General features: G+C 73.3%; 29 protein-coding genes and 1 tRNA gene. 18 read left to right on the top strand and 12 right to left on the bottom strand.

Translation table 11 applies throughout. The features are described 5' to 3' along the window. Nucleotides 1-8: 8 nt before the first annotated feature. From OO48_RS30740 to OO48_RS30695, 10 genes are all read left to right on the top strand, one after another. On the top strand, nucleotides 9-311 hold the full coding sequence (locus tag OO48_RS30740) for a hypothetical protein (RefSeq protein WP_245194863.1): 303 nt from the start codon (nucleotides 9-11) through the stop codon (nucleotides 309-311). A 77-nt stretch (nucleotides 312-388) separates the two neighbouring features. Further along, nucleotides 389-577, top strand: a complete 189-nt coding sequence (locus tag OO48_RS30735; RefSeq protein WP_033222230.1) for a hypothetical protein — start codon at nucleotides 389-391, stop codon at nucleotides 575-577. Nucleotides 578-591: 14 nt separating this feature from the next. Then, entirely contained in the window at nucleotides 592-804 is a 213-nt protein-coding gene (locus tag OO48_RS38680; RefSeq protein ID WP_033222229.1) for a hypothetical protein, read from the top strand. After that, nucleotides 801-1,082, top strand: coding sequence for a hypothetical protein (locus tag OO48_RS30725; protein WP_033222227.1), 282 nt, complete (start codon nucleotides 801-803; stop codon nucleotides 1,080-1,082). The genes OO48_RS38680 and OO48_RS30725 overlap by 4 nt, the downstream gene beginning before the upstream one ends. A gap of 89 nt (nucleotides 1,083-1,171) precedes the next feature. Further along, complete coding sequence (locus tag OO48_RS30720) at nucleotides 1,172-1,459, top strand: hypothetical protein (RefSeq protein ID WP_033222225.1); 288 nt, start codon at nucleotides 1,172-1,174, stop codon at nucleotides 1,457-1,459. Continuing rightward, nucleotides 1,456-2,229 (top strand): deazapurine DNA modification protein DpdA family protein, encoded by a 774-nt coding sequence (locus OO48_RS30715; RefSeq protein WP_033222224.1) that lies wholly within the window; start codon nucleotides 1,456-1,458, stop codon nucleotides 2,227-2,229. The genes OO48_RS30720 and OO48_RS30715 overlap by 4 nt, the downstream gene beginning before the upstream one ends. Continuing rightward, entirely contained in the window at nucleotides 2,226-2,567 is a 342-nt protein-coding gene (locus OO48_RS30710; RefSeq protein WP_033222223.1) for a hypothetical protein, read from the top strand. Before OO48_RS30715 ends, OO48_RS30710 begins: the two co-directional genes overlap by 4 nt. A gap of 96 nt (nucleotides 2,568-2,663) precedes the next feature. Next, a complete protein-coding gene (locus tag OO48_RS30705) occupies nucleotides 2,664-4,640 on the top strand; it encodes a YfjI family protein (RefSeq protein WP_081952508.1) in 1,977 nt (658 codons plus the stop codon). A 335-nt stretch (nucleotides 4,641-4,975) separates the two neighbouring features. Then, complete coding sequence (locus OO48_RS30700; RefSeq protein ID WP_033222262.1) at nucleotides 4,976-5,203, top strand: helix-turn-helix domain-containing protein; 228 nt, start codon at nucleotides 4,976-4,978, stop codon at nucleotides 5,201-5,203. 13 nt (nucleotides 5,204-5,216) lie between these two features. Further along, a complete protein-coding gene (locus OO48_RS30695; protein ID WP_033222222.1) occupies nucleotides 5,217-6,476 on the top strand; it encodes a tyrosine-type recombinase/integrase in 1,260 nt (419 codons plus the stop codon). 87 nt (nucleotides 6,477-6,563) lie between these two features. Here OO48_RS30695 and OO48_RS30690 read toward each other — a convergent pair whose 3' ends face one another. The 5 genes from OO48_RS30690 to OO48_RS30670 all read right to left on the bottom strand — a co-directional run bounded on the left by OO48_RS30690 (nucleotide 6,564) and on the right by OO48_RS30670 (nucleotide 9,472). After that, nucleotides 6,564-7,475, bottom strand: coding sequence for a hypothetical protein (locus OO48_RS30690; protein WP_157845584.1), 912 nt, complete (start codon nucleotides 7,473-7,475; stop codon nucleotides 6,564-6,566). Between the two features lie 136 nt (nucleotides 7,476-7,611). After that, nucleotides 7,612-7,701, bottom strand: a tRNA-Ser gene (locus OO48_RS30685). Between the two features lie 52 nt (nucleotides 7,702-7,753). Beyond that, nucleotides 7,754-8,305, bottom strand: a complete 552-nt coding sequence (gene tadA / locus OO48_RS30680; RefSeq protein ID WP_081952507.1) for a tRNA adenosine(34) deaminase TadA — start codon at nucleotides 8,303-8,305, stop codon at nucleotides 7,754-7,756. Between the two features lie 29 nt (nucleotides 8,306-8,334). Beyond that, nucleotides 8,335-8,898: a tRNA adenosine deaminase-associated protein gene (locus tag OO48_RS30675; RefSeq protein ID WP_033222258.1), complete on the bottom strand. Its 564-nt coding sequence runs from the start codon at nucleotides 8,896-8,898 to the stop codon at nucleotides 8,335-8,337. Nucleotides 8,899-9,235: 337 nt separating this feature from the next. After that, on the bottom strand, nucleotides 9,236-9,472 hold the full coding sequence (locus OO48_RS30670; protein WP_033222219.1) for a hypothetical protein: 237 nt from the start codon (nucleotides 9,470-9,472) through the stop codon (nucleotides 9,236-9,238). A 157-nt stretch (nucleotides 9,473-9,629) separates the two neighbouring features. On the opposite strand from OO48_RS30670, the gene upp reads away from it, so the two are divergent. Further along, nucleotides 9,630-10,265, top strand: coding sequence for a uracil phosphoribosyltransferase (upp, locus tag OO48_RS30665; protein WP_033222217.1), 636 nt, complete (start codon nucleotides 9,630-9,632; stop codon nucleotides 10,263-10,265). Between the two features lie 82 nt (nucleotides 10,266-10,347). On the opposite strand, the gene OO48_RS30660 is transcribed toward upp, so the two are convergent. From OO48_RS30660 to OO48_RS30650, 3 genes are all read right to left on the bottom strand, one after another. Further along, nucleotides 10,348-11,028 (bottom strand): LytR C-terminal domain-containing protein, encoded by a 681-nt coding sequence (locus tag OO48_RS30660; protein WP_033222211.1) that lies wholly within the window; start codon nucleotides 11,026-11,028, stop codon nucleotides 10,348-10,350. Nucleotides 11,029-11,231: 203 nt separating this feature from the next. After that, complete coding sequence (locus OO48_RS30655) at nucleotides 11,232-11,528, bottom strand: type II toxin-antitoxin system VapB family antitoxin (protein ID WP_014136828.1); 297 nt, start codon at nucleotides 11,526-11,528, stop codon at nucleotides 11,232-11,234. Nucleotides 11,529-11,649: 121 nt separating this feature from the next. After that, nucleotides 11,650-12,813, bottom strand: a complete 1,164-nt coding sequence (locus OO48_RS30650) for a hypothetical protein (RefSeq protein ID WP_033222209.1) — start codon at nucleotides 12,811-12,813, stop codon at nucleotides 11,650-11,652. 94 nt (nucleotides 12,814-12,907) lie between these two features. On the opposite strand from OO48_RS30650, the gene OO48_RS30645 reads away from it, so the two are divergent. Both OO48_RS30645 and OO48_RS30640 read left to right on the top strand, forming a co-directional pair. Continuing rightward, nucleotides 12,908-13,756: an alpha/beta hydrolase gene (locus OO48_RS30645; RefSeq protein ID WP_033222207.1), complete on the top strand. Its 849-nt coding sequence runs from the start codon at nucleotides 12,908-12,910 to the stop codon at nucleotides 13,754-13,756. 178 nt (nucleotides 13,757-13,934) lie between these two features. Then, nucleotides 13,935-14,456 carry a YbhB/YbcL family Raf kinase inhibitor-like protein gene (locus OO48_RS30640; protein ID WP_033222205.1) on the top strand — a complete coding sequence of 174 codons (522 nt, stop codon included), beginning with the start codon at nucleotides 13,935-13,937 and terminating at the stop codon, nucleotides 14,454-14,456. Nucleotides 14,457-14,463: 7 nt separating this feature from the next. Here OO48_RS30640 and OO48_RS30635 read toward each other — a convergent pair whose 3' ends face one another. Further along, nucleotides 14,464-14,958 carry an FBP domain-containing protein gene (locus tag OO48_RS30635; RefSeq protein WP_033222203.1) on the bottom strand — a complete coding sequence of 165 codons (495 nt, stop codon included), beginning with the start codon at nucleotides 14,956-14,958 and terminating at the stop codon, nucleotides 14,464-14,466. Between the two features lie 113 nt (nucleotides 14,959-15,071). Between OO48_RS30635 and OO48_RS30630 the strand changes: the two genes are divergently transcribed. Both OO48_RS30630 and OO48_RS30625 read left to right on the top strand, forming a co-directional pair. After that, entirely contained in the window at nucleotides 15,072-15,581 is a 510-nt protein-coding gene (locus OO48_RS30630; protein ID WP_081952506.1) for a SixA phosphatase family protein, read from the top strand. A 26-nt stretch (nucleotides 15,582-15,607) separates the two neighbouring features. Continuing rightward, complete coding sequence (locus OO48_RS30625; RefSeq protein WP_033222201.1) at nucleotides 15,608-16,204, top strand: hypothetical protein; 597 nt, start codon at nucleotides 15,608-15,610, stop codon at nucleotides 16,202-16,204. On the opposite strand, the gene OO48_RS40345 is transcribed toward OO48_RS30625, so the two are convergent. Both OO48_RS40345 and OO48_RS40340 read right to left on the bottom strand, forming a co-directional pair. Next, nucleotides 16,195-16,668 carry a TolB family protein gene (locus OO48_RS40345; RefSeq protein WP_033222199.1) on the bottom strand — a complete coding sequence of 158 codons (474 nt, stop codon included), beginning with the start codon at nucleotides 16,666-16,668 and terminating at the stop codon, nucleotides 16,195-16,197. The genes OO48_RS30625 and OO48_RS40345 overlap by 10 nt on opposite strands. A 674-nt stretch (nucleotides 16,669-17,342) precedes the next feature. Next, complete coding sequence (locus OO48_RS40340) at nucleotides 17,343-17,666, bottom strand: TolB family protein (protein WP_033222197.1); 324 nt, start codon at nucleotides 17,664-17,666, stop codon at nucleotides 17,343-17,345. Nucleotides 17,667-18,011: 345 nt separating this feature from the next. On the opposite strand from OO48_RS40340, the gene OO48_RS40335 reads away from it, so the two are divergent. The 3 genes from OO48_RS40335 (at nucleotide 18,012) to OO48_RS30600 (ending at nucleotide 20,037) form a co-directional block, all read left to right on the top strand. Then, a complete protein-coding gene (locus OO48_RS40335) occupies nucleotides 18,012-18,473 on the top strand; it encodes a hypothetical protein (RefSeq protein ID WP_033222195.1) in 462 nt (153 codons plus the stop codon). 240 nt (nucleotides 18,474-18,713) lie between these two features. Then, complete coding sequence (locus tag OO48_RS30605; RefSeq protein ID WP_033222194.1) at nucleotides 18,714-19,511, top strand: VOC family protein; 798 nt, start codon at nucleotides 18,714-18,716, stop codon at nucleotides 19,509-19,511. Between the two features lie 4 nt (nucleotides 19,512-19,515). Beyond that, nucleotides 19,516-20,037, top strand: a complete 522-nt coding sequence (locus OO48_RS30600; RefSeq protein ID WP_033222193.1) for a DinB family protein — start codon at nucleotides 19,516-19,518, stop codon at nucleotides 20,035-20,037. A gap of 7 nt (nucleotides 20,038-20,044) precedes the next feature. On the opposite strand, the gene OO48_RS30595 is transcribed toward OO48_RS30600, so the two are convergent. Beyond that, nucleotides 20,045-21,544 (bottom strand): amidase, encoded by a 1,500-nt coding sequence (locus OO48_RS30595; RefSeq protein WP_245194862.1) that lies wholly within the window; start codon nucleotides 21,542-21,544, stop codon nucleotides 20,045-20,047. Nucleotides 21,545-21,553: the final 9 nt, after the last annotated feature.

The raw sequence follows: 21,553 nt of genomic DNA, 5'->3' as shown, positions 1-21,553 counted from the left end.
AGCCCCTGGTGACCCTGCTCGCCGCTAGCTCTAGCCCCGCCCTGCCCCTGTCTGTCGTCGCCGTCCTCGCGGCCCTCGCCGCGCTCTCCGGATACGCGCTGCTGTGCGCGGTGAGCCCGTTCGCCCGCTGCAAGCCGTGCGAGGGCAACGGCAAGACCCGGAAGCGCGGCACCTCCCCCAAGCGCGGCTGGAAGACCTGCCGCCGCTGCAAGGGCAACGGCCTGCGCCTGCGCATAGGCCGCCGCCTCTTCCACACCACCCGCGCCACCGGCGAGGCCACCCGACGGCTGCACAAGGCCGGAACCCGCTGACTCCGAGCACCACCTGACCACCCGCCAGCCCGGGGCAACGCACCCGGGGCCCCGGCCGACCCGGAAAGGCAACGCCGATGCTCATCACCGTCTCCACCGCCCTGCTCTTCGGCGCCATCACCGCCGCGCTCGTGTGGTTCAAGCGCGTCAGCGGCGGCACCGCGCTGGCCGTGTGGCTGTCCGGCTTCACCGCCGCCAGCACGGGCCTGTCCGGCCCGGTCAACGACATCATCGCCTCGCTCGTGACCGCCGTCAGCAACCACTGAACGGAGCCAGCACCATGACCGTTCTCCCCGTAATCCGGCCGCTGGCCGCCGCCCACCTGCGCGAGGCCCTCACCGCCGCCGCCGACGGCCAGGCCCCCGCCGCGCTCGCCGCCCTCATGCACATCGACAACGAGTCCTGGCAGGCCATCGAGCGCCGCCTGAACTCGCTCGGCACCAACCTGCTCGACGCCCTGGCCCTCGCCAACCGCACCGGAGGCATTCAGTGAGCACGACCGCGAACGCCATCATCGCCGCCGTCCTGTTCGGCCCCGGCATCGCCGGCGCCGCCGCCTACGCCCACAGCATCCGGGGCTGGCGCGAGGACTCCGCCGCCATCCAGACCGTGCTGGCCATCTCCGCCTACGAGCGCGCCGCCGCCCTCGCCGAGCAGGACGGGGACGTCCCGGCCCCGCCGGACGGCGGCGAGCCCGCCCCCGCCCCGGCCGCCGAGTCCGTCCCGCGCCTGGCCACGGTCATCGACTTTCCGGCCCGCCGCGCTGCTTGAAAGTCCGGAGCGGTCGGCACTCCCGGCCAAGGACAGCCCGGCCGCTCCGGTTCCCCTGCTCGCCACAACGTGCAAGGAGAACCACCAGCATGCCCGAGAACATCCCCGACCCGCAGCAGCGCTGCGAGGCCGCCCACCTCGGCGACGCGAGCCCGTGCGAGGGCCCGCGCGACGCCGTGACCATCCTCGACCGGCACGGCGACATGGCGGCGGCCTGCGTCCACCACGGTGCCCGGCTGTACGCCAGCCTCATCGGCCCGCGCGTTCACGCGGGCAGCGTCCCCGGTGCCGCGATCGAGGTATACAGCCGGGCGCAGACCACCTCGCCGTTTGCCTGGCTCGACCACCACGAGCCGTGGGCCGGAGGTGACCAGTGAGGTTCTTCCTCGGCACTCACCAGCCCGATTGGCTGGCCCGCACCAGCGTTCCGCTGTTCGTCTCCTACCGGCGCCTGGCCAACCGCAAGACTCTGCCTCGCGCGATCGGACCGTGGGCGCTGGACTCCGGGGGCTTCACCGAACTGTCGATGCACGGCGAATGGCGCACCGCGCCGGGCGCCTACCTGACAGCTGTCCGGCGGTACGCGGACGAGATCGGCAACCTCGCGTGGGCCGCGCCGATGGACTGGATGTGCGAGCCCTGGATCGTCCAGAACACCGGGCTGAGCGTGGCCGAGCACCAGCGCCGCACCGTCGCCAACTTCCAGCAGTTGCGCGACGCCGCCCCTAATCTGCCGATCGTGCCGGTGTTGCAGGGATGGAGCCTGGACGACTACCAGCACTGCGCAGACCTGTACGACAAGGCCGGCATCGACCTCACCTCCGAGCCGCTGGTAGGGCTCGGCTCGGTGTGCCGCCGCCAGGCCACCACCGAGGCCGCGCTCATCGTCACCACCCTCGCCGCTCGGGGCCTACGGCTGCACGGCTTCGGGTTCAAGATGCACGGCCTGCGCATTGCCGGCCACCACCTGGCCTCCGCCGACTCTCTCGCCTGGTCCTACGAGGCCCGCCACAAGCCCCCGATGCCCGGCCACACCCACAAGAACTGCGCCAACTGCCGCCCCTACGCCCTCGCCTGGCGCACCAGGGTTCTCGCGTCTCTCCCCGCCTGGCACCAGCCCATCATCGACGGCCTGGAGGCAGCATGACCACCCGTCCGCCCCTCGGTTCCCCAAGTCTCTGGCAGGCCGTCATCGACCGTGCGGAAGCGCGCTGCCAGTGTTCTGGCGCCTGCGGCAAGACCCATGCCAAGAGCGGCGGACGGTGCGAGCACACCCAAGGCGGCTGGCTCGGCAAGCACGGCGGCACCGTCCGCCTGCTCGCCGCCCCGACCGCCCCTGCCGACATGCTCCTGCTCGCGCACGAGAGCGCCGCCCTGCCGGCCGCTCGGCTGGCCGCATGGTGCGGACCGTGCTTCGACCACGCCCGCACCGCCGCCCGCCGCAAGGCCCCGCCCGCCGAGCTGGACGCCCTGTTCGACATTTGACCCGCACCCCCCCGGGGCGGCCGGCACTCCCGGCCAAGGACAGCACGGCCGCCCCGGGGCCCTGCCCGCCACGAACACGGAGGAGAACCCGACCGGATGACCGCCGATCCCGCCTTCGACCCGTACGACAACGTCCGGCCCCTGCACGCCCACCAGGGCGGCGACCTCGACCACACCCCGCCGCACGACATCGCCGCCGAACAGGCCGTCCTCGGGGCCCTGCTCCTGAGCCCGGCCTCGCTCGGCTACGTGGCCGCCGTGATGGACCCGGGCGACTACTACCGGCCCGCCCACGAGACCATCCACCGCGCCATCGTGGAACTCGGCGAGGCGGCCGACCCGATCACCGTCACCGACGCGCTCCGCCGCTCCGGCGACCTCGCCCGCGTCGGCGGCGCCGCCTACATCTCCGGCCTGCCCGACGCCGCCCCGTCCGCCGCGAACGCCGAGTACTACGCCGCGATCGTCCGCGAGACCGCCAAGCGCCGCCGCCTCATCGCCGCCGGCACCCGCCTGGTGCAGGCTGCCACCACCCCCGGCACGGACGCGGACGAGATCCGGGCCGCCCTCGCCGTCCCGGACGAGAGCGAGCCGCAGTCCTGGCCCGCCCCGGTGCCGCTGGCAGCCGTCCGGCACCTGCCGCCGTTCCCCGTACACGCCCTGCCCACCTGGCTCGGCGAGTACGTCACCGGCGTCGCGGAGGAGTCCCAGACTCCCATCGACATGGCCGGGTCGCTGGCGCTCGCGGTGCTGGCCACCGCAGCCGGCGGGCGGAGCGTCGTCCACATCCGGGGCCGCTGGCGCGAACCGGTCAACCTGTTCGTGGTCGTCGCCCTACCCCCGGCCAACCGGAAGTCCGCCGTGTTCTCCGCCATGACCCACCCCCTCTACTCGGCGGAGAAGGCGCTCGGCGAGGCCGCCTCGGGGCGGATCGTGGAGGCGGAGCTGACCGCCCGCCTGGCCCGCGAGGCTGCCGAGACCGCCACCGTGAAGGCCGCGAAAGCCGAGGGCGACGAGCGTGACCAGCTGGTGGCGGAGGCGATCGGCCTGGCCCAGACGGCCGAGAGCCTGACCGTGCCCGCGCACCCGCGCCTGCTGGTGGACGACGCGACCCCCGAGGCCATCACTACCCTGCTTGCCGAGCAGGGAGGCAGGCTCTCGGTCATGTCGGCGGAGGGCGGGATCTTCGACATCATCGCGGGCCGCTACTCGGGCACCCCGAACCTGGAGGTGTTCCTGAAGGGCCACGCCGGGGACCGGCTGCGCGTTGACCGCCGCAGCCGCCAGGAGTTCATCGAGAGCCCCGCCCTGACGATGGGCCTGGCGGTGCAGCCGTCAGTGCTGGAGGACATCGCCAAGGTCCGCGGCTTCGACGGGCGGGGCCTGCTCGCCCGGTTCCTGTACTGCCTGCCCGCCTCACTGGTCGGCTCCCGCCGGATCATCACCGACCCGGTCCCGCCTTCCGTCGCGGACGACTACGAGCGCAACGTCACCTCCCTGACGCTCGCGCTGGCGGACTGGACCGACCCGGCCGTACTCCAGCTCACTCCGGCCGCCGACGCGCTCCTGATCGGCTTTCAGGAGCGCATCGAGCCGCAGCTCGCCGCCCGGGGCGGAGCGCTCGGACACATCGGCAAGTGGGCGGGCAAGCTCGCCGGCACCGTCGCCCGCATCGCGGGCCTGCTCCACCTGGCCGCCCATCTGAAGGACGGCCACACCAAGCCCGTGAACGAGGCCACCATGGCCGCCGCGATCGAGCTGGGCGACTACTTCACCGCCCACGCCCTCGCCGTCTTCGACGCCATGGGCGCGGACTCCACCCTCACCCGCGCCAGCACCGTGCTGGACGTGTGCCGGGACAACCGCTGGCGGACCGTCAGCCGCCGGGACCTGTTCACCAAGCTCTCCCGCAGCGACTTCCCCACCGCCGCCGACCTCGATCCGGTCGTGGCCCTGCTGGAGGAGCACGGCTACCTGCGACAGGAACCCACGGGGCCCCGACCGCGTACCAGGGGCCGCAAGCCGTCCCCGCGCTACGAGATCCACCCGGCCCTGTCCGGCTTCGACCAGTAGCCCGGACCCCGCCGCAGAAACCGCACAATCCGCAGAAACACCCGGTAGGCCCGCTGACCAGCACCAACGTCAGCGGGCCGCTCGCCGCAGAAACCCCGCAGAACTGCCGCACAATTACCCGCCCTGCCCCGGGCCCCGCCGGCCCGGGGCAGGGTCGGCCTGGCCGCCGCTGATTTGTGCGGCAGTTCTGCGGAATTCTGCGGAGATCACCAACCGTCGCCCCCGCAGCCCATCACCGCAGCTCAGCGCCCACGCGCCCCGAATTCTGCGGATTCTGCGGTTTCTGCGGCGGCTTCCCGCCTCACAGCCAACGGGAGACCCCGGTGACTACCGCCATGCCCGAAGCTCTCACCGCCGCCATCGACCCCACCTTGGTGGCCCTCACCGTCGAAGAGGCGGCCCGCCGCCTCGGTGTCGGCCGCACCACCATGTTCGCCCTCATCCGTACGGGTGAGGTCCCGAGCATCCCCATCGGTCGTCTCCGCCGGGTACCGGCCGAGGCGCTCACCGAGTACGTCCGCCGCCGGATGCAGGAGTCCGGCTTCACCCCGATCGCAGCCTGAGGAGGCTTCACCCTTGGCAACCCGCCAGCCCAATGGCGCTTCGAGCATCTACCAGGACAAGGACGGCAAGTGGCACGGTCGCGTGACCGTGGGTGTGAAGGACGACGGCACCCCCGACCGGCGCCACATCAGGGGCAAGAACCGGGCCGAGGTCACCAAGAAGGTTCGGGAGCTAGAGAAGAAGCGCGACGAGGGCAACGTCTCGAAGGTCGGCAAAAAGTGGACCGTCGCATCCTGGCTCACTCACTGGGTCGAGAACATCGCGGCCCTGTCGGTCCGGCCGAACACCCTGTCCGGCTATCGGGTGGCGGTCAACGTCCACCTGATCCCCGGGCTGGGTGCTCACCGGCTGGAGAAGCTGGAGCCGGAGCACCTGGAACGCTTCTACAAGAAGATGCAGGACAACGGCAGCAAGCCCGCCACCGCCCACCAGGCCCACCGCACCATCCGGGCCGCGCTCAACCAGGCGGTGAGGCGAGGGCACATCACCCGCAACGTCGCCTCCCTGGCCACGGCGCCCAAGGTGGATGAGGAGGAGGTGACGCCGTACGAGGTCGAGGAGGTGCAGCGGCTCCTGCTGGAGGCGGGCAAGCGCCGGAACAGCGGCCGGTGGGCGGTCGCCCTCGCGCTCGGGCTCCGGCAGGGCGAGGCGCTCGGACTCCAGTGGACGGACATCGACCTGGACGAGGGCACCCTCTGGGTCCGCCAGAGCATGCAGCGGCCGAAGTACCGCCACGGCTGCGAGGGAGAGTCCTGCGGGAAGAAGCACGCCGGCCGCTGCCCGGATCGCGTCCGCACGAACAAGCAGGCCGCCCCCACCAAGTCGAAGGCGGGTAAGCGGCTGATCGGGTTGCCCGATCAGCTGATCAAGCTGCTTCGGCTCCACCAGGAGGAGCAGGAGCGGGAACGACTCCACGCCCGCCAGCTCTGGCAGGAGGGCGGGTGGGTCTTCGCCACCGAGACCGGTCAGCCGCTCATCCCGCGCACCGACTGGGACGAGTGGAAGCGGCTCCTCCAGGCCGCCGGGCTCCGGGACGGTCGTCTCCACGACGCTCGCCATACTGCCGGCACGATCCTGCTCATCCTCGGCGTGCCCGAGCGGATCGTGATGGAGATCATGGGCTGGTCGAGCACCGCCATGGCTCACCGGTACCAGCACGTGACGAAGCGGGTCCGGCGGGATGTGGCACAGCAGATCGGCGGACTCATCTGGGAGGCGGCAAGCGATGCCACTGATGCTGAGTTGGTCGGAGATGGGTCCGCCGCACTCTAGCTGGAGTGGCAAGTAGCGAAGCGATCAGTTGGCAGCGGAAGGCGCGTGGAGCCTCGACCTCTGGGGAGGCTCCGCGCGCGCCACGCGTCATCCGGTTCGGGTTTCGCCGAGAGTGACTGTTTCCGATGGGAGCGTGGGGCCATGCGAGATAGACACCCCCACAGGCCACGTCCCGGTTCTAGGGTTGGCCGCCTTGATCTCTTCAGCGCCATCGAGTTCCAAACCGCAAAGCTGGCACGCGAATGCTGTGGCATTCATGATCGTGGTGGTAGCAGTCGACGTGCTCAGCGTGAACACCGTTGACGCCTGGCCACCACACGCAGGGCACACTGGGGTGTACCTGATGACGGCCGTGCGGCTGTCTGGCAAGGTCGTAATGTCGAACGACTCTGGCGTCCGCCGAGCACTGAGAAGCTGCTCCTTGGCGCCCTCCGGGAGGCCAGTGAACCGGTCGTCGAAGCGGTGTCGAGCCTGGCGGATGCGGATCATCACATCGCGCTCGACCTGACTGCTCTTGTCGTCCACGGCGGTACGTGCGGTGTCCGTCCATCGGCCCCAGAAGCGCTCAACGTCCTCGGCCGCTTCGCTCGCCAAAGCGGCAACAGTCTCGGCGAACGTCGGGAGAAGCGACTTCGCCTGGCTGCTGGCCACGGAGTGCGCGACTCCGTTGCGCATATCGATCAAGAGATCAAGCTGCGGGCCCGGAAGAGAGACGTCAAGCATCCGGAGGCGGGCAAGGGTTTCAGCTGCCCCAATCGTCCGAACCTTGCGCGCCAAGCGGTGGCCTCCGAGGTGGAACAGCATCTCGGCTCCGCCACGCATGTCGACGATGTACAGCGGGTTCTTCTGGACTAGAACAGCCTTGGCCAGCTTCTCAACTGCGACTCCGGCGTGGAGCGCGAACTCGTCGTAGTCACCGCGACCGTGGTCCTCCATGGCTCGGTGCGCGGCCTTCTGCGCGCCCTCGATGAAGGTGGCGAACGAGAGGGAGTCGTCCATACGGAGGAAGGTAGCCGGTCTCACCAGCTTGGGGCGATCGGATTGCGAGTTCCGTCGAACTGAGACCGAAACTGAGACCACCACGACGAAGGGCCCCGACCGTCACCGGTCGGGGCCCTTCGTTTTTACTGCTCAGTGGCGGTAGCGGTGGGATTCGAACCCACGGTGGAGTTGCCCCCACACACGCTTTCGAGGCGTGCTCCTTTGGCCGCTCGGACACGCTACCGAGGGGAACTCTACCGGATCGGCCAGGCGGGGCGAAATCCGTTGTCCGCGGCTCAGCGCTGGGTGTCGAAGAAGGCCAGCAGCTGGGCGGTGCACTCCTCGGCGAGGACGCCGCCGACCACCTCGGGGCGGTGGTTGAGCCGGTTGTCGCGGACCACGTCGAAGAGCGAGCCGGCCGCGCCGGCCTTCGGGTCGTACGCGCCGAAGACCACCCGGGCGAGCCGGGACAGCACGATGGCGCCCGCGCACATGGTGCAGGGCTCCAGCGTGACGATCAGGGTGCAGCCGGTCAGGCGCCACTCCCCGACGGCCCGCGCGGCCTGCCGGATCGCCACCACCTCGGCGTGGCCGGTCGGGTCGCCCACCGCCTCGCGGACGTTGTGGCCCCGGCCGAGCACCGCGCCGTCCGGCCCGAGGACGAACGCCCCGACCGGGACGTCACCGGTGGCGGTGGCCAGTGCGGCCTCCTCGATCGCGAGGCGCATCCGGCCCCGCCACCGGTCGCGGACCGGATCGGGGCGTTCGGGGGCGGGCAGCGGGGCGATCCGCGGCCGTTCGCCGTGGGGGGAGGGGACGGTGGGGGGAAGGGGGACGGCGGGCTGCATGGACCCAGTGTCGGGCACCGGGCCCGCCGCTACCGAACGGCCTCCAGGACCTCGCCGCAGCCCAGCGCCTCGGCGATCTCGCCCAGCGCGTCGCCGGGCGCCGCGCCCTCGCCGGCCAGCTCCAGCAGGTCGGCCGCGGACATCCCGAACTCGGTCAGCAGCTCGGCGTCGCCGATCGGCCCGACCGGGCTCGCGCCCCGCCCGACCACCGGCTCCTCGTCGTCCTCGTCGGAGTCGTCCTCGACGACCGCGCCGTCCTCGTCGTCGAGTCCGGCCACCAGCCCGTCGAGGTCGTCGAAGTCGGCTTCCCCGTCCTGTTCGATCAGCTCGTCGGTGAGAAACGCGCCGTACGAGCTGCGCGCCGCGGCGGCCGCGTCGGAGACGAAGATCCGCGGGTCGTCCTCACCGTCGATGCGCAGGACGGCGAACCACGCGTCCTCCTGCTCGATGAAGACCAGCGCGGTGTCCTCGTCCTCGGCCGCCTCACGGGCCAGATCGGTCAGGTCGGCCAGGGTCTCTACGTCGTCGAGTTCCGTCTCGCTCACATCCCACCCGGCACCGGTGCGAGCAAGCACTGCAGCGAAGTACGCCACCAGGGACACTCCCAAGATTGGTCTCGGCTGTCGGCGATCTCGGGCGGGTGCGGTCCGGCCGCCCCCGCGCCAGAAGGCGGTCCGCCGTTCGGACCGTCCCACCGCATCGTGACAGAAAGGCCGCCGCTGCGGGGGGTGTTCGGCAGCGCGTCTTCGCAGGTCGTGTCGGAATGGCCGGCTTCCGGCCGCTCCGGGCGCGGATCTTGACCTTCGGAGGCCTTGCGGCGGGGGCGCCGGGGCGCCCGAGGGGGCGCAACTCCGGTGCGGGGCGCGGCCTCGGGACGGCTTCGGGACGGCTTCGGGGAGGCCCAGGGGGGCCTCGGGCGGTGCGGGACGGTCAGATCCGGAAGGTCCGCATCCGCATGGCTTCGCGCATCCGGCGCTCCTTGGTCCGTCTCGGCCGCACCCGGGCCCGCAGTTCCCGGGCCTCGGCCAGCTCGCGGAGGAACACGGCCCGGCGCTTGCGCCGCTCCGCGTCGGTCTCCGCGTCGGTCTCTGACGTCGGACGGGACTCGTCTGTCGAGCCGGACCCGCCCGCGCCGGCGGTGGTCGCCCGCGTCGGGTTGCTCTTCATAGGTTCCGACTTTCCCAGATCGGCCCGGGTGATACCACAGGAGCGGCCCGATTTCCGTGATTCCGGGCGGATCCCGGCGCGGTTCGACGGGTCGTCCCGGACGTCCCGGTTCGTACGGAGTCGTACACACGTGCCGGTGGCCGTTACCGTTGGTGCCATGCGTCTCCACGTCGTCGACCACCCGCTGGTCGCCCACAAGCTGTCCACCCTGCGCGACGAGCGCACGGACTCGCCGACCTTCCGGCGGCTCACCGACGAGCTGGTGACCCTGCTCGCGTACGAGGCGACCAGGGACGTCCGTACCGACACGGTCGAGATCACCACCCCCGTCGCCGTCACCCAGGGCACCCGGCTGTCCTACCCGCGCCCGCTGGTCGTCCCGATCCTGCGGGCCGGCCTGGGCATGCTGGACGGCATGACCCGGCTGCTGCCGACCGCGGAGGTCGGCTTCCTCGGCATGGTCCGCAACGAGGAGACGCTGGAGGCGTCCACCTACGCGACCCGGATGCCGGACGACCTCTCCGGGCGGCAGATCTACGTCCTGGACCCGATGCTGGCCACCGGCGGCACCCTGGTCGCGGCGATCCGGATGCTGCTGGAGCGCGGTGCCACCGACGTCACCGCGGTGGTGCTGCTGGCCGCGCCCGAGGGCGTCGAGGTGATGGAGCGCGAGCTGGCGGGCCGACCGGTCACGGTGGTCACCGCGGCCGTCGACCAGCGGCTCAACGAGCACGGCTACATCGTGCCGGGGCTGGGCGACGCGGGGGACCGGCTGTACGGCACGGCGGGCTAGCGGGTCCGGGAACGACCGGAAACGGGATCCGGCCGGGGACGGGGTGTCGTCCTCGGCCGGATCCCGTCGTGTCGGGGGCGGCTCAGCAGTGGCCGGGCTCCGGGGTGGGGGAGGGCTTGGTGAGCTCGGCGAGCGCGGCGGCGGCCTGGGTGGGGTCGGACAGGGCGCTGAAGGTGTCGCCGATGACGAAGTCGACGGTGGCGTCGGTGCGGCCGTCCTCGGCGGAGGTCGCGGAGGCGACCTGGGAGAGCAGCAGGGTGGCCGCGCCGAGACCGCCGGGGCCGCTGAGGATCTGCGCGGTGCCGGGGACCTTCTTGTCGAGCGCGGCGGGCGCGTTGCCGACCTTGTCGACGACGAAGCCGCGCTTGCGCAGCTCGTCGGCGGTGCGGGCGGCCAGGCCGGACTTGTCGGTGGCGTTGTAGACGTTCACCTTGACCGCGGAGGGCTGCGGCACCGCGGTGTCGCTGGGCACGGGCGCCGGGGCGCCGGACGCGGGGGCGCCGGCCGAGGGGGAGCTCTCCGGGGCGGCGAGCGGCTTGCCGGAGGCGGGGGCGCAGGCCTGGGCGCCGGCGTTCCGGTGCTTGCCGGTGAAGACGTCGTACAGCTGGACGCCGCCGAGCGAGACCAGGCCCAGGGCCAGGACGCCGCCCAGCGCGATGACGGCCTTCCGGCCGCGGCGCGGGGGCCGGCCGAGCCGCGGGTAGGCGTTCCCGGTGACGCGGTACTGCTTCCCCTTCAAGCCCCGGGGAGTCAACATGCTCATGGTCTGTCTCCCCCTAGGTGCCAGGGTGGGGTGTCGGTGACCGCGGTGCGGCCGTGGGAGCCGGCCGTGTGACCGCTGTAGTCGGCACACTAATCCGACAACGGGTGCGCGGGTACTGGATGATCATCATCCGGGGGATGACGGCACTCGAAAGGACGTACCGGCACCGCCACCGGTTGCGCCCCTCCCCGGACGGTGCGAGGTCAGTCCATCTCCAGCACGCGGGCGTGCAGGACCTGCCGCTGTTGGAGGGCGGCCCGGACGGCGCGGTGCAGCCCGTCCTCCAGGTACAGGTCGCCGCGCCACTTCACCACGTGGGCGAACAAGTCCCCGTAGAACGTGGAGTCCTCCGCGAGGAGGGTCTCCAGGTCCAGCTGGCCCTTGGTGGTCACCAACTGGTCCAGCCGCACCGGACGCGGCGCGACGTCCGCCCACTGGCGGGTGCTGGTCCGGCCGTGATCCGGGTACGGCCGCCCGTTGCCGATGCGCTTGAAGATCACACGGAAAGCCTACCGTTCGGGACGCTCCGGGCGCAGCAGGCGGGTACCAACGGTGCGTTGGCCCAGGGCGCGGACGGATCGGGTGTACGGGGGCGAACGCCGCGTTCCGGGCGCCGACGGGCTAGCGCAGGGCCTGGCCGATCCGGTCCATCGAGGACAGCCGCATCAGGCCGTAGTTGTAGAACTCGACCTCGGGGACGCCCAGTTCGCGCAGGGTCTCGATCTTGGCGGTGAGGTTGGCCGGGCCGTCGCAGTCGGAGGCCATCGGGCGCAGGATCACCGCCATGTCCTGCGGGCGGACGCCGTGCAGGGCGAAGGCGGCGACCTTCTCGCGGACCTCCCCGGGGGTCTTCGCGTAGCCGAGCGTCTCGATCTGGTGGGCGGCGCCCGCGAGCGCGGGCAGGTCGATGCCGGACAGCCAGCCGGTGCCGGGGCCGCCGCCGTCCATGAAGGTCAGCCGCATGCCGCGGTCGGCGGCGGTGGCGGCCAGTTCGGCGGCCAGCGAGGTGACGGTGCGGGCCGAGGCGTCCACGTAGGCGGCGAAGGCGCCGCCGGCCAGCTCGTCCAGCGCGGTGGGCGCCAGTGCGCGGGACCCGTCGGCGAGGCGGGCGCGCAGCTCGGCGCGGACGGTGTCGCGGACGTGTTCGGCGGGGACGCCGGCGGCGGTCGCGGCGGCCAGGCAGTGCGGGCAGAAGCAGACCGACAGCAGCGCCTCGGTGACCGGGCCGAGCTCCTCGAAGTAGCGCTCGTGGTGGTAGCCGTGCGCCAGGCCGTGGAAGTGCAGCGACTCGGCGCGGATCGCGTCCACGCCGTACCGGCCGAGCTCCTCGACCACGGTGCGGCAGTACTCGCGGACCTCCGGGTTGGCCGGGCACAGCTCGGTCAGGTGCCGGTCGCCGAAGGCGTTGGCGGGCGCGCAGTCGGGGTGCGCGAAGCCGAGCCGGTCGTTGTGGCAGAAGACCGTCCAGGCGTGCAGCTTGAGGCCGCGGCGGCGGGTCTCCTCGGCGGCCTCGGCGAACGGGTCGCGCTCCCCGATCGCGGTGGAGGGCAGCGGGGCGAGCCGGCGGCCGGCCCAGCGGGCCGGGTCGGGGCGGAAGTACGCGGCGCCGGGCTCCAGGTAGTGCAGCACCCGGCGCGGGTTGTGCGGGAAGACGTCGCGCGCCTCGTGGTAGACGGACGCGAGCGTGACGCCGCCGACGCCGGCCCGGTCGGTAAGGTTGCCGAAGAAGGCGTCGGCCCCTTCGTCGAGCAGGTCGGTGGCGAAGGCGAGGACGGACGTCTCCACGGGGCAACTCCGGAGAAGGAAGTACGGGGAGTGACCACGCTAACCGTGCGCTCCCGTATTGGTCTATACCTGGTTGGGTGAGGAGAGCGGCGCCATGGCGGTCTACCGGGGCTTGGACCAGCGGGAACTCGACCGGGAGTACTCGCCCAGCAGCAAGGTCGCCGACTTCGACGCCGAACTCGCGGCGTACGCGGCCGAGAGCCGCCGCGCCTACCGCGAACTGCCCGGGCACCGGGAGCTGCGCTACGGGCCCGACGCCCCCGAACTGCTCGACTTCTTCCCCGCCGCCCGGCCGGACGCGCCGCTGCACGTGTTCGTGCACGGCGGCTTCTGGCAGGAGCTGGGCAAGGAGGACTCGGTCTTCCCCGCGCTGGACCTCGTCCCGCTCGGCACCGCGTTCGCCGCCGTCGGCTACGGGCTGGCCCCGCACTGGACGGTCGAGCGGATCGTCGAACAGGTCACCTCGGCCGTGCGCTGGCTGGTCGACCACGCGGCGGAACTCGGCGCCGACCCGGAGCGGGTCGTGCTCAGCGGCAGCTCGGCGGGGGCGCACCTGGCCGCGACGGCGCTGCTCGACGAGCGGCTGCGCGGGCGGATCCGCGGGGCCGCGCTGCTCAGCGGCGTCTACGACCTGGAGCCGGTCACCCTCAGCTACGTCAACCAGCCGCTCGGCCTGGACGCCGGCCGGGCCCGCCGGCTCAGCCCGCTGTACGCCGGGGCGGACGCGCTGGCGGCGCTGCCGCCGGTGGTGCTGGCGCTGGGCGAGCACGAGACGGACGAGTTCGGGCGGCAGCAGGCGCTGTTCGCCGAGGCGGTGCGGGAGGCCGGCGTCCCGGTGCACGAACTGCTGGTGGGCGGGCGCAACCACTTCGACCTGGTCTTCGACCTGGGCCGGGTGGGCACGGTGCTGGGGGCGGCGGTCGAGGCGCTCTGGCGGAGCTGAGGGCCTGCGGCGGCCGCGGGTGCTGTTGCGGAGGCCCGGAGCAGCGCGGGCCTCCGGCGGGCTCCGGCCGCCGACAGCGCGGACCCGCCGTTCCCCGGGCCCCTGGTGGGGCCCCGTGGTGGGGGTACGTGGATAGGCTGGGCGGTATCCCGAAGTGCTTCGACGAGGACGGTGAACGATGACCGGGCGCATCCCGCTTCCGTACGACTTCCTGCCGCCGGTGCCGGCGTTCGAGCTGCGCAGCGCCGACCTGGTGGACGGCGCGACCATGCCGGACGCACACGTGCACGCGCTGGGGAACACCTCGCCGCAGCTGTCCTGGACCGGGTTCCCGGCCGGGACCAGGTCGTTCGCGGTGACCTGCTACGACCCGGACGCGCCGACCGCGGCGGGGTGGTGGCACTGGCTGGTGGTGAACCTGCCGGCCGACGTCACCGAGCTGGCGGCCGGGGCGGGGGCGAGCGACGGGGAGCTGCCCGGCGGGGCGTTCCACGTCCGCAACGACTTCCCGGGGCACCGCTACGACGGGGCGGCGCCGCCGCCCGGGCCGGCCCACCGGTACGTGTTCGTGGTGCACGCGCTGGACGTGCCGGCCCTGGAGGTCGGACCGGACACCCCGGCCGCTCAGGTCGGGTTCAACCTGAGCGCGCACGCGCTGGGCCGGGCCCTGCTGACGGTGGAGTACCAGTCGGCCCCGTGAGGCCGGGTCAGGCCAGCACCTGGCGGAGGAACGCCTCCAGGTTGGCGACCGTCCGGGCGATCTGCTCCTCCAGCGGGAGCGACTCGTCCGGGCGGCTGACCGTGGCCGGGCGGCGCAGGCCGCGGACGTACAGCGAGCAGGCCAGGTCGGCGCAGAGGTAGGTGCCGACCGAGTTGCCCTCGCGGCCCGCCGCGCCGGCCCGGGGGGCGGTGAGCAGCGAGACGCCGCTGCCCGCGTGGGAGGTGATGCAGACCGAGCAGACGTTGGTGCGGGTCAGGCTGCGCTTCACGTTCGGCGAGCGGAGCGTGATGCCGACCGGGGTGCCGTCCAGGACGGCGACCAGGTAGGCCCGGTCGGGGGCGCCGAGGTCGCGCCAGCCGAGGAAGTCCAGGTCGGACCAGCGGCGTGCGGCCAAGTCGCGCGGGACGGGCAGCCGCTTGGCCTCGCCCTTGGAGCAGTTGACGAAGGACGCGCGGATCTCGGGCTCGGTCAGGGCGTGCATGCCTGTGACGCTAGCCGAGCGGGGGCAGGCGTGTCGTCCGGTTTTCCGCCGGTATCGGCTCCGGCCCGCGCGTTGGGTGGAGCGCGGTTCGCGGGGCGGGCCACACTGGGGGGATGACACGACAGCGGCGGTTGATCGTGCTGCGGCACGCCAAGGCGGACTGGCCGGACGTCCCGGACGAGCTGCGGCCGCTGGCCGAGCGCGGCCGGGCCGACGCGGCGGCGGCCGGGCGGTGGCTGGCGGAGCACGGGTTGGTGCCGGACCGGGTGCTGTGCTCCACCGCGGTCCGCACCCGGCAGACCTGGGAGCTGGCCGAGCCGGAGCTCGGCGGCGCGCCCGAACTCGTCCTGGAGCCGCGGGCGTACCGCGCCGAACCGGACGAACTCGTGGGGCTGCTACGGGAGTTGCCGCCGGTGGTGCGCACCGTGATGCTGGTCGGGCACCGGCCCGAGGTGCAGGAGCTGGTGCTGGAGCTGGCCCACGGGCAGCGGAGCGAGGCGCTGGAGCGGCTGCGGGAGAAGTTCTCCACGGCCGGGATCGCGGTGCTGGACGTGCCGGGCGAATGGGGACAACTCGCACCGGGGGGCGCCGAGTTGACGGAGTACGCGGTGCCGCGCGGGTGAGCGCGGGGGCGTGATAGGCATGGGGCATGCGCTTCGACACCGTCCCCAAGCCGCCCGCCGTGGCGGCCCGCCCGCGTGACGAGCGGGGCTACCCGGTGCCCGCGATCACCCCCTGGGAGGACGGACGGCCGCAGTTCGCGCTGACCGACTACGAGCGGTCCGCGGCCTGCGCCCGGGAGCGGCTGTGCTCGGTGTGCGACACGCTGATGCCGCGCGGGCCGGTGTGGCGGGTGGTCGGCGGGGCCGAGGCGGTGGCGATCGGCGAGGCGCTGGCGGCCGGCCGGCCCTACCGGAACATGGCGCCCACCACGGAGGGCCCCGGCCACCGGGCGTGCATGCTGTACGCCTCGATGGTCTGCCCGTACCTGGCCCGCTCCAACGCCCGCCGCCGGGTGTCGGCCGTCCGGGGCGGGGCCCCGGACGACCTCACCGCGCACGTGGTGCGCGGGGCCGCCCGGGGCGAGGCGGGTGCGGTGGTCGGCTTCGACGAGTACGAGTTCGCGATCACCCCGACCAAGGTGGTGTTCCGCTTCCTGGACCCGGTCGAGTGGCTGCCGCACGACAATGCAGACGAGCAACTCCCCAACCTGCAGGCCGAGTTGGACCGGATCGCTCAGCGGTAGGCGGGCAGGCCGACGGTGTCGGCGATCTTCTCCGGCTTCCCGCCCTCGAACGGGACGGTGTAGACGCCGTCCGGGCCGCGGAAGGCGACCGTCCTGCCGTCGTGGCTGATGGCCGGCTCGGTGTAGTCGACGGCCGCGTCCGGGGTGAGGTCGATCTGCTGGTCGGCGTTCTCGTCACCCGGGCTGGCGAAGACGTGGCTGTGCCCGTTGGCGGAGCGGACGAACACCAGCGCGCCCTCGTCCGCCAGCGCGGGCTGCGAACCCTCGGCGATGGCGCCGCCGTTGGTCCGGCTGACCACGTCGTGGAAGTAGACCTGGCCGTCGGTCTTGTTGGCGTAGACCGTCATGCCGGACAGGCCGTTGGAGTTCGGCCACAGGTTGCCGGTCTGCGGGATCTCGGCGCCCTCGGAGTCGCCCAGGTGCAGCTCCTCGACCTTGCCGTTCGCCTTGGCCTCGGCGGACATCAGGCGCAGGTTCTTCTTGTCGTCCGCGGTTGCCGTTGCCGTCGACGAAGGCGGCGTGCTTGCCGTCGGGGGACCAGGCCAGGTCGCGGACCACGGTGCCGAAGTCCACGGACTCGCCGTCCATCAGCACGGTGCTGGTGCCGGTGCTGATGGTCAGCTTGGTGCCGGCGGTCTTGTTCAGCGTGCCGATCTTGGCGGGGGCGGCGGAGCCGGTGCCGTCCGGCTTCGGGGTGCCGGCGGCGGCCGGGGAGGAGGCGGCGGTGCCGGTGTCCCCGCCCTCCGGGTCGCAGGCCGACAGCAGCAGGGCCGACCCGGTGGTGACCGCGGCCACCAGCAGGGCGGCGGCGGACCGGCGCAGACGGGTGCGTTCGCTCATGGACGGTTCCCCCCAGGAACTCGGTCGGGTGGCGGGAGCGGCCCGGGTCGGGCACGGGACTCGACCGCCGTGGTCGGTGGCTCGGGCACATCCTGGCAGGGACGGGCGACAGCCCGGGCGGCGGGGGCCGTCCGGGCTGTCGCACCGGGCGTTCCGGTTCGCGGACCCTGAATTCGTGAACCGGAACGGTCGGGTGACGGAGTGTCTGGTGTCGTGGTGTCGGGGTGTCGTGGTGTCGGGGTGGCGTCCGGTCGGGCGGACGGGTGACCGGGCGGTCCGGTCGGTGCCTCCCGGCGGGTCAGCCGCGGTAGGCGGGCAGACCCGCGGTGTCCGAGACCTTGGTCGGGGCGCCGCCGGCGGCGGGCATCGTGTAGATGCCGTCGGGGGCGCGGAAGGCGATGGTCCGGCCGTCGGGGGAGAAGGTCGGCTCGGTGTGGTCCGTGGTGGCGTGCGGGGTCAGGTCGCGCTCCGGGGAACGCTGGTGGCTGTCCTTGGCGAACAGGTGGGTGTGGCCGTCCACCGAGCGGACGAACACGATGTCGCCCTCGTCGTCGAGGTCGGGCTGCGAGCCCTTGGCGACCGCCGAACCCTGCTGCCGCAGGTAGTCGTCGCGGAAGTACACCTGGCCGTCGTCCTTGTTGGCGTAGACCGCGGAGCCGATCCGGTTGCCGACGTTCGCCCACAGGTTGCCGGTGGCCGGGTTCGGGACGGGGTTCTCCTCGGAGTAGGTGGCCAGGCGGATCGGGGCCGGGGCGCCGCCGGTCGCGGGGACGCCGAGCAGCCGCAGGGTGCCGTGGTCGTCCGCGGTGAACAGCAGGTTGTTCTTGGCCGGGACGTAGTTGGCGGACTCGTCGGCGGGTTGCCGTTGCCGTCGACGAAGGCGGCGTGCTTGCCGTCGGGGGACCAGGCCAGGTCGCGGACCACGGTGCCGAAGTCCACGGACTCGCCGTCCATCACCACGTAGCGGGTGCCGTTGCTGATGGTCAGGCCGGTGCCCTTGGTGAGGTTGAGGGCGGCCTTGGTCGGCGCGGCGGAAGGCTGCCGGGCGGGCGCGGACGCGGACCCGGAGGGCTGGGCCGGGGTGGTGGCGGAGGCGCTCGGCGTGGTGGCGGCAGCGGCCGGGGCGGACGCGGACGGAGCCGGGGCGGAGGCGGTGCGGGAGGGGGCGGTGCTGGAGGGGGCGGCGCTGCCGGGCTTGGTGCCGGCGGACGCGTCGGTGGACGGGTCGCAGGCGGTCAGCAGCAGGGCGGAACCGGCGGTGATCGCGGAGACGAAGACGGCGGCGGCGGAGCGGCGGAGGCGGGCGTGCGCGGACATGGACGGGTTCCCTCCGGAAGCAGTGGTGGCGGTGGTCGTTCCGGCCGGTTCTCTCGTTCCGTCTCCCGGGGCGACGAGTAGAGCTTCGCAACCCGATGACCCCGCCGGGTAAGCGAATTGTCACTGCGCGGCAACAGACGTTCGGGTGCGTCCGGAGCCCCGGAGCGGGGCGACGGAGGAGTGGTGCGGAGGGGGCTGAGGGGCGCGTGGGGCGCCTGGTGGGGTGCGTCGCGGGGACCGCGCCGGGCGCGCTTCGCCGAGCGGCCGTCCGGGGCGCTGGCTAGCGTGGCAGGGCACGTGCTTTCCCCCGGGGCGACGCCCCGGGAGCCGACAGCGGAGGGAGAGAAGCACCATGACGGCAGTACCCGAGGGCACCCCCGTCTGGGCGGACCTGACGTCCGCCGACCCGGAGGGCGCCAAGGCCTTCTACGGGGAGGTGCTGGGCTGGACGTTCGGCGGGGCCTCGTCCGAGTTGGGCGACTACGCGCAGGCCCTGAAGGACGGCAGGGCGGTGGCCGCGGTCGTCCCGCCGGCGCCCGGGCAGCAGGGCCGCTCCGCGTGGGTGCTCCACCTGGCCGCGGCCGACGCCGCGGCGGCCGCGGAGCGGGTCCGGGCGGCCGGCGGCACCGTGCTGTTGGAGCCGGTGGAGGTCGGCGGCTCCGGCTCGATGGCGATCGCCCGGGACCCGGCGGGCGTGGTGTTCGGCATCTGGCAGGCCGGCGAGCACCGGGGCTTCGAACTGCGCGACGCGCCCGGCGGCTACGGCTGGGCGGAGGTGTTCACCCGGGACACCTCCGCCGCCGACTCCTTCTTCCCGCGGGTGTTCCCGTACCGGGTGCGGAAGATCGTCGACGACAAGGTGGACTACAGCGTCTACAGCCTCGGCGACACGCCCGCGCTCGGCTCGATGGGCATGGGGCCGGACGTGCCGGCCCAGGTGCCGCCGTACGTCAGCGTGTACTTCGTGGTGGACGACTGCGACGCGGCGGCCGGACGGGCCGTCCAGGCCGGCGGGCAGCTGGTGTTCGGGCCGATGACCACCCCGTTCGGGCGGTCCGCGTCCTTCGTCGACCCGCAGGGCGCCGCGTTCTCGCTGATCGACCCGTCCGCCGCCGAGGGCGAACCGCCCAGCACGGTGGAGGTGGCCTGAACCGATGGTCACCCCGCTCCCCGACCTCACCGGCGAACGAGCCGACCTGCTGGCCGCGCTGGACAAGCAGCGCGGCTTCCTGCGCTACACCGCGCGCGGCCTCACCGACGAACAGGCCCGGCGGCGCACCACCGTCAGCGAACTCACCCTCGGCGGGCTGATCAAGCACGTCGCCGGGGTGGAGGAGCGCTGGCTGCGGTTCGCCGTCGGCGGCGCCGAGGCGATGCGCGCCGAGGGCGCGCCGGACGACGCCGACTCCTGGGCCGAGCAGTTCCGGATGCTGGACGGCGAGACCCTGGACGTCCTGCTGGAACGCTACCGGGCCGTCGCCGAGCACACCGACAACCTGATCGCCACCCTCGACCTGGACAGCGAACGGGCGCTGCCCGCCGCGCCCTGGTTCGAGCCCGGCGGGTCGTGGAGCGTGCGGCGCGTCCTGCTGCACGTCATCGCGGAGACCGCGCAGCACGCCGGGCACGCCGACATCCTGCGCGAGGCGCTGGACGGGCAGAAGACGATGGGCTGACGGCCGGTTAGAGCGCGGGTTCGAGGTGGGCCCAGGGCCGGGCCGACTCCAACTGGGCGGCGAGGGCGAGCAGGGTGCCCTCGCCGCCCAGCGGCGCCACGAACTGCACGCCCAGCGGCAGGCCGTCCGGGGTGCGGTACAGCGGGACGCTGGCGGCGGGGCGGCCGGTGATGTTGGCGAGCTGGGTGAACGGGACGGGCGCCAGGTTGGTGATCACCGCCGACTCGTACGCCTTCGTCCGGCTGAGCAGGCCCAGCAGGCCGAGCGGCAGCAGCAGCCCGGCCAGTGCCCTGACCGCCGGCGGGGTGTCCAACTCGCCCACCCGGACCGGGGGTCGGGCCAGGGTGGGGGTCAGCAGCAGGTCGTACCCGGCGTGGAACTCGGCGAGCTGGCGGTTGTACAGGTTCCAGCGCTGGTGGGCGGCGTAGTAGGCGGGCGCGCGCATCCGGCGGCCGGCGGCGGCCAGCACGTGGGTGTCCAGCTCGAAGCCCGCGTCGCCGGCGCCGGTCAGGCGCTTGACCTCGTCCACGGTGGCGGCGGTCTCGGTGGCCCACATCGCGAGGAAGTCCAGGGCGAGGCCGCGCTCGTCGATGCCGGTGTCGGCCTCCTCGACGCGGTGGCCGAGGTCCTCCAGCAGGGCGGCCGCGTCCGCGACGGCGGCCAGCGCCTGCGGGTGCACCTCGGTGCCCAGCGGGGAGCGGGTGGTGAACCCGATCCGCAGCGGGCCGGGCGCACGGCGGGCCAGTTCGGCGTACGGCTCGGCGGAGCGGTGCGGCAGGTACGGGCCGGCCGGGTCGGGGGCGCCCGCCAGCACGTCCAGCATCGCGGCGCTGTCCCGGACGCTGCGCGAGACCACGCCGTCGGTGGCCGCGCCGTGCAGGTGCTCGGCGGCGGCCGGTCCGGCCGGGACCAGGCCGCGGCCCGGCTTCAGCCCGAACAGGCCGCAGCAGGCCGCCGGTATCCGGATCGACCCGCCGCCGTCGTTGGCGCCCGCCACCGGCACCACGCCCGCGGCGACGGCGGCCGCCGAACCGCCGGAGGAGCCGCCCGGCGTCCGACCGGTGTCCCACGGGTTGCGGGCCGGGCCGGTGGCCTCCGGCTCGGTGACGCCCTTGCTGCCGAACTCCGGCGTGTTGGTCTTCCCGAACACCACCAGCCCGGCGTCCAGCCAGCGCCGCACCGACTCGCTGTGCGCCGCCGCGGGGGTGTGCTGCAGGGCCCGGCAGCCGCTGCCGGTCGGCAGGCCCGCGTAGTCCTGGATCAGGTCCTTGACCAGGAACGGCACGCCCGCGAACGGGCCGCTCAGCGGACCCGCCGCCCGCTCGCGGGCGATCTCGTGCATCGGCCGCACGATCGCGTTCAGCCGGTCGCCGACCTGCTCGGCCCGTCCGATCGCCACTTCCAGCAGCTCCCCGGCCGAGACCTCCCCGCCCGCCACCAGCGCGGCCAACCCCACCGCGTCGTACCCGCGGTACTCGCCGTACTCCACCACGACCTCCGAGATCACCAGCCCGAG

It is taken from the genome of Kitasatospora phosalacinea (assembly GCF_000716545.1).
Taxonomy (GTDB): domain Bacteria; phylum Actinomycetota; class Actinomycetes; order Streptomycetales; family Streptomycetaceae; genus Kitasatospora; species Kitasatospora phosalacinea.
This window is presented reverse-complemented; position numbering and strand designations above follow the sequence as displayed.

Bases quoted from the DNA above. Each gene is read 5' to 3' on its own strand.
- OO48_RS30735 (WP_033222230.1), top strand. From the start codon at position 389: ATGCTCATCACCGTCTCCACCGCCCTGCTCTTCGGCGCCATCACCGCC.
- OO48_RS30720 (WP_033222225.1), top strand. From the start codon at position 1,172: ATGCCCGAGAACATCCCCGACCCGCAGCAGCGCTGCGAGGCCGCCCAC.
- tadA (WP_081952507.1), bottom strand. From the start codon at position 8,305: ATGCAGCCCGCCGTCCCCCTTCCCCCCACCGTCCCCTCCCCCCACGGC.
- OO48_RS30600 (WP_033222193.1), top strand. From the start codon at position 19,516: ATGGTCACCCCGCTCCCCGACCTCACCGGCGAACGAGCCGACCTGCTG.
- OO48_RS30635 (WP_033222203.1), bottom strand. From the start codon at position 14,958: ATGCACGCCCTGACCGAGCCCGAGATCCGCGCGTCCTTCGTCAACTGC.
- OO48_RS30690 (WP_157845584.1), bottom strand. From the start codon at position 7,475: ATGGACGACTCCCTCTCGTTCGCCACCTTCATCGAGGGCGCGCAGAAG.
- OO48_RS30710 (WP_033222223.1), top strand. From the start codon at position 2,226: ATGACCACCCGTCCGCCCCTCGGTTCCCCAAGTCTCTGGCAGGCCGTC.
- OO48_RS30605 (WP_033222194.1), top strand. From the start codon at position 18,714: ATGACGGCAGTACCCGAGGGCACCCCCGTCTGGGCGGACCTGACGTCC.
- OO48_RS30645 (WP_033222207.1), top strand. From the start codon at position 12,908: ATGGCGGTCTACCGGGGCTTGGACCAGCGGGAACTCGACCGGGAGTAC.
- OO48_RS40345 (WP_033222199.1), bottom strand. From the start codon at position 16,668: ATGTCCGCCGAGGCCAAGGCGAACGGCAAGGTCGAGGAGCTGCACCTG.
- OO48_RS38680 (WP_033222229.1), top strand. From the start codon at position 592: ATGACCGTTCTCCCCGTAATCCGGCCGCTGGCCGCCGCCCACCTGCGC.
- OO48_RS30670 (WP_033222219.1), bottom strand. From the start codon at position 9,472: ATGAAGAGCAACCCGACGCGGGCGACCACCGCCGGCGCGGGCGGGTCC.
- OO48_RS30640 (WP_033222205.1), top strand. From the start codon at position 13,935: ATGACCGGGCGCATCCCGCTTCCGTACGACTTCCTGCCGCCGGTGCCG.
- OO48_RS30630 (WP_081952506.1), top strand. From the start codon at position 15,072: ATGACACGACAGCGGCGGTTGATCGTGCTGCGGCACGCCAAGGCGGAC.
- OO48_RS30660 (WP_033222211.1), bottom strand. From the start codon at position 11,028: ATGAGCATGTTGACTCCCCGGGGCTTGAAGGGGAAGCAGTACCGCGTC.
- OO48_RS30625 (WP_033222201.1), top strand. From the start codon at position 15,608: ATGCGCTTCGACACCGTCCCCAAGCCGCCCGCCGTGGCGGCCCGCCCG.
- upp (WP_033222217.1), top strand. From the start codon at position 9,630: ATGCGTCTCCACGTCGTCGACCACCCGCTGGTCGCCCACAAGCTGTCC.
- OO48_RS30700 (WP_033222262.1), top strand. From the start codon at position 4,976: ATGCCCGAAGCTCTCACCGCCGCCATCGACCCCACCTTGGTGGCCCTC.
- OO48_RS30705 (WP_081952508.1), top strand. From the start codon at position 2,664: ATGACCGCCGATCCCGCCTTCGACCCGTACGACAACGTCCGGCCCCTG.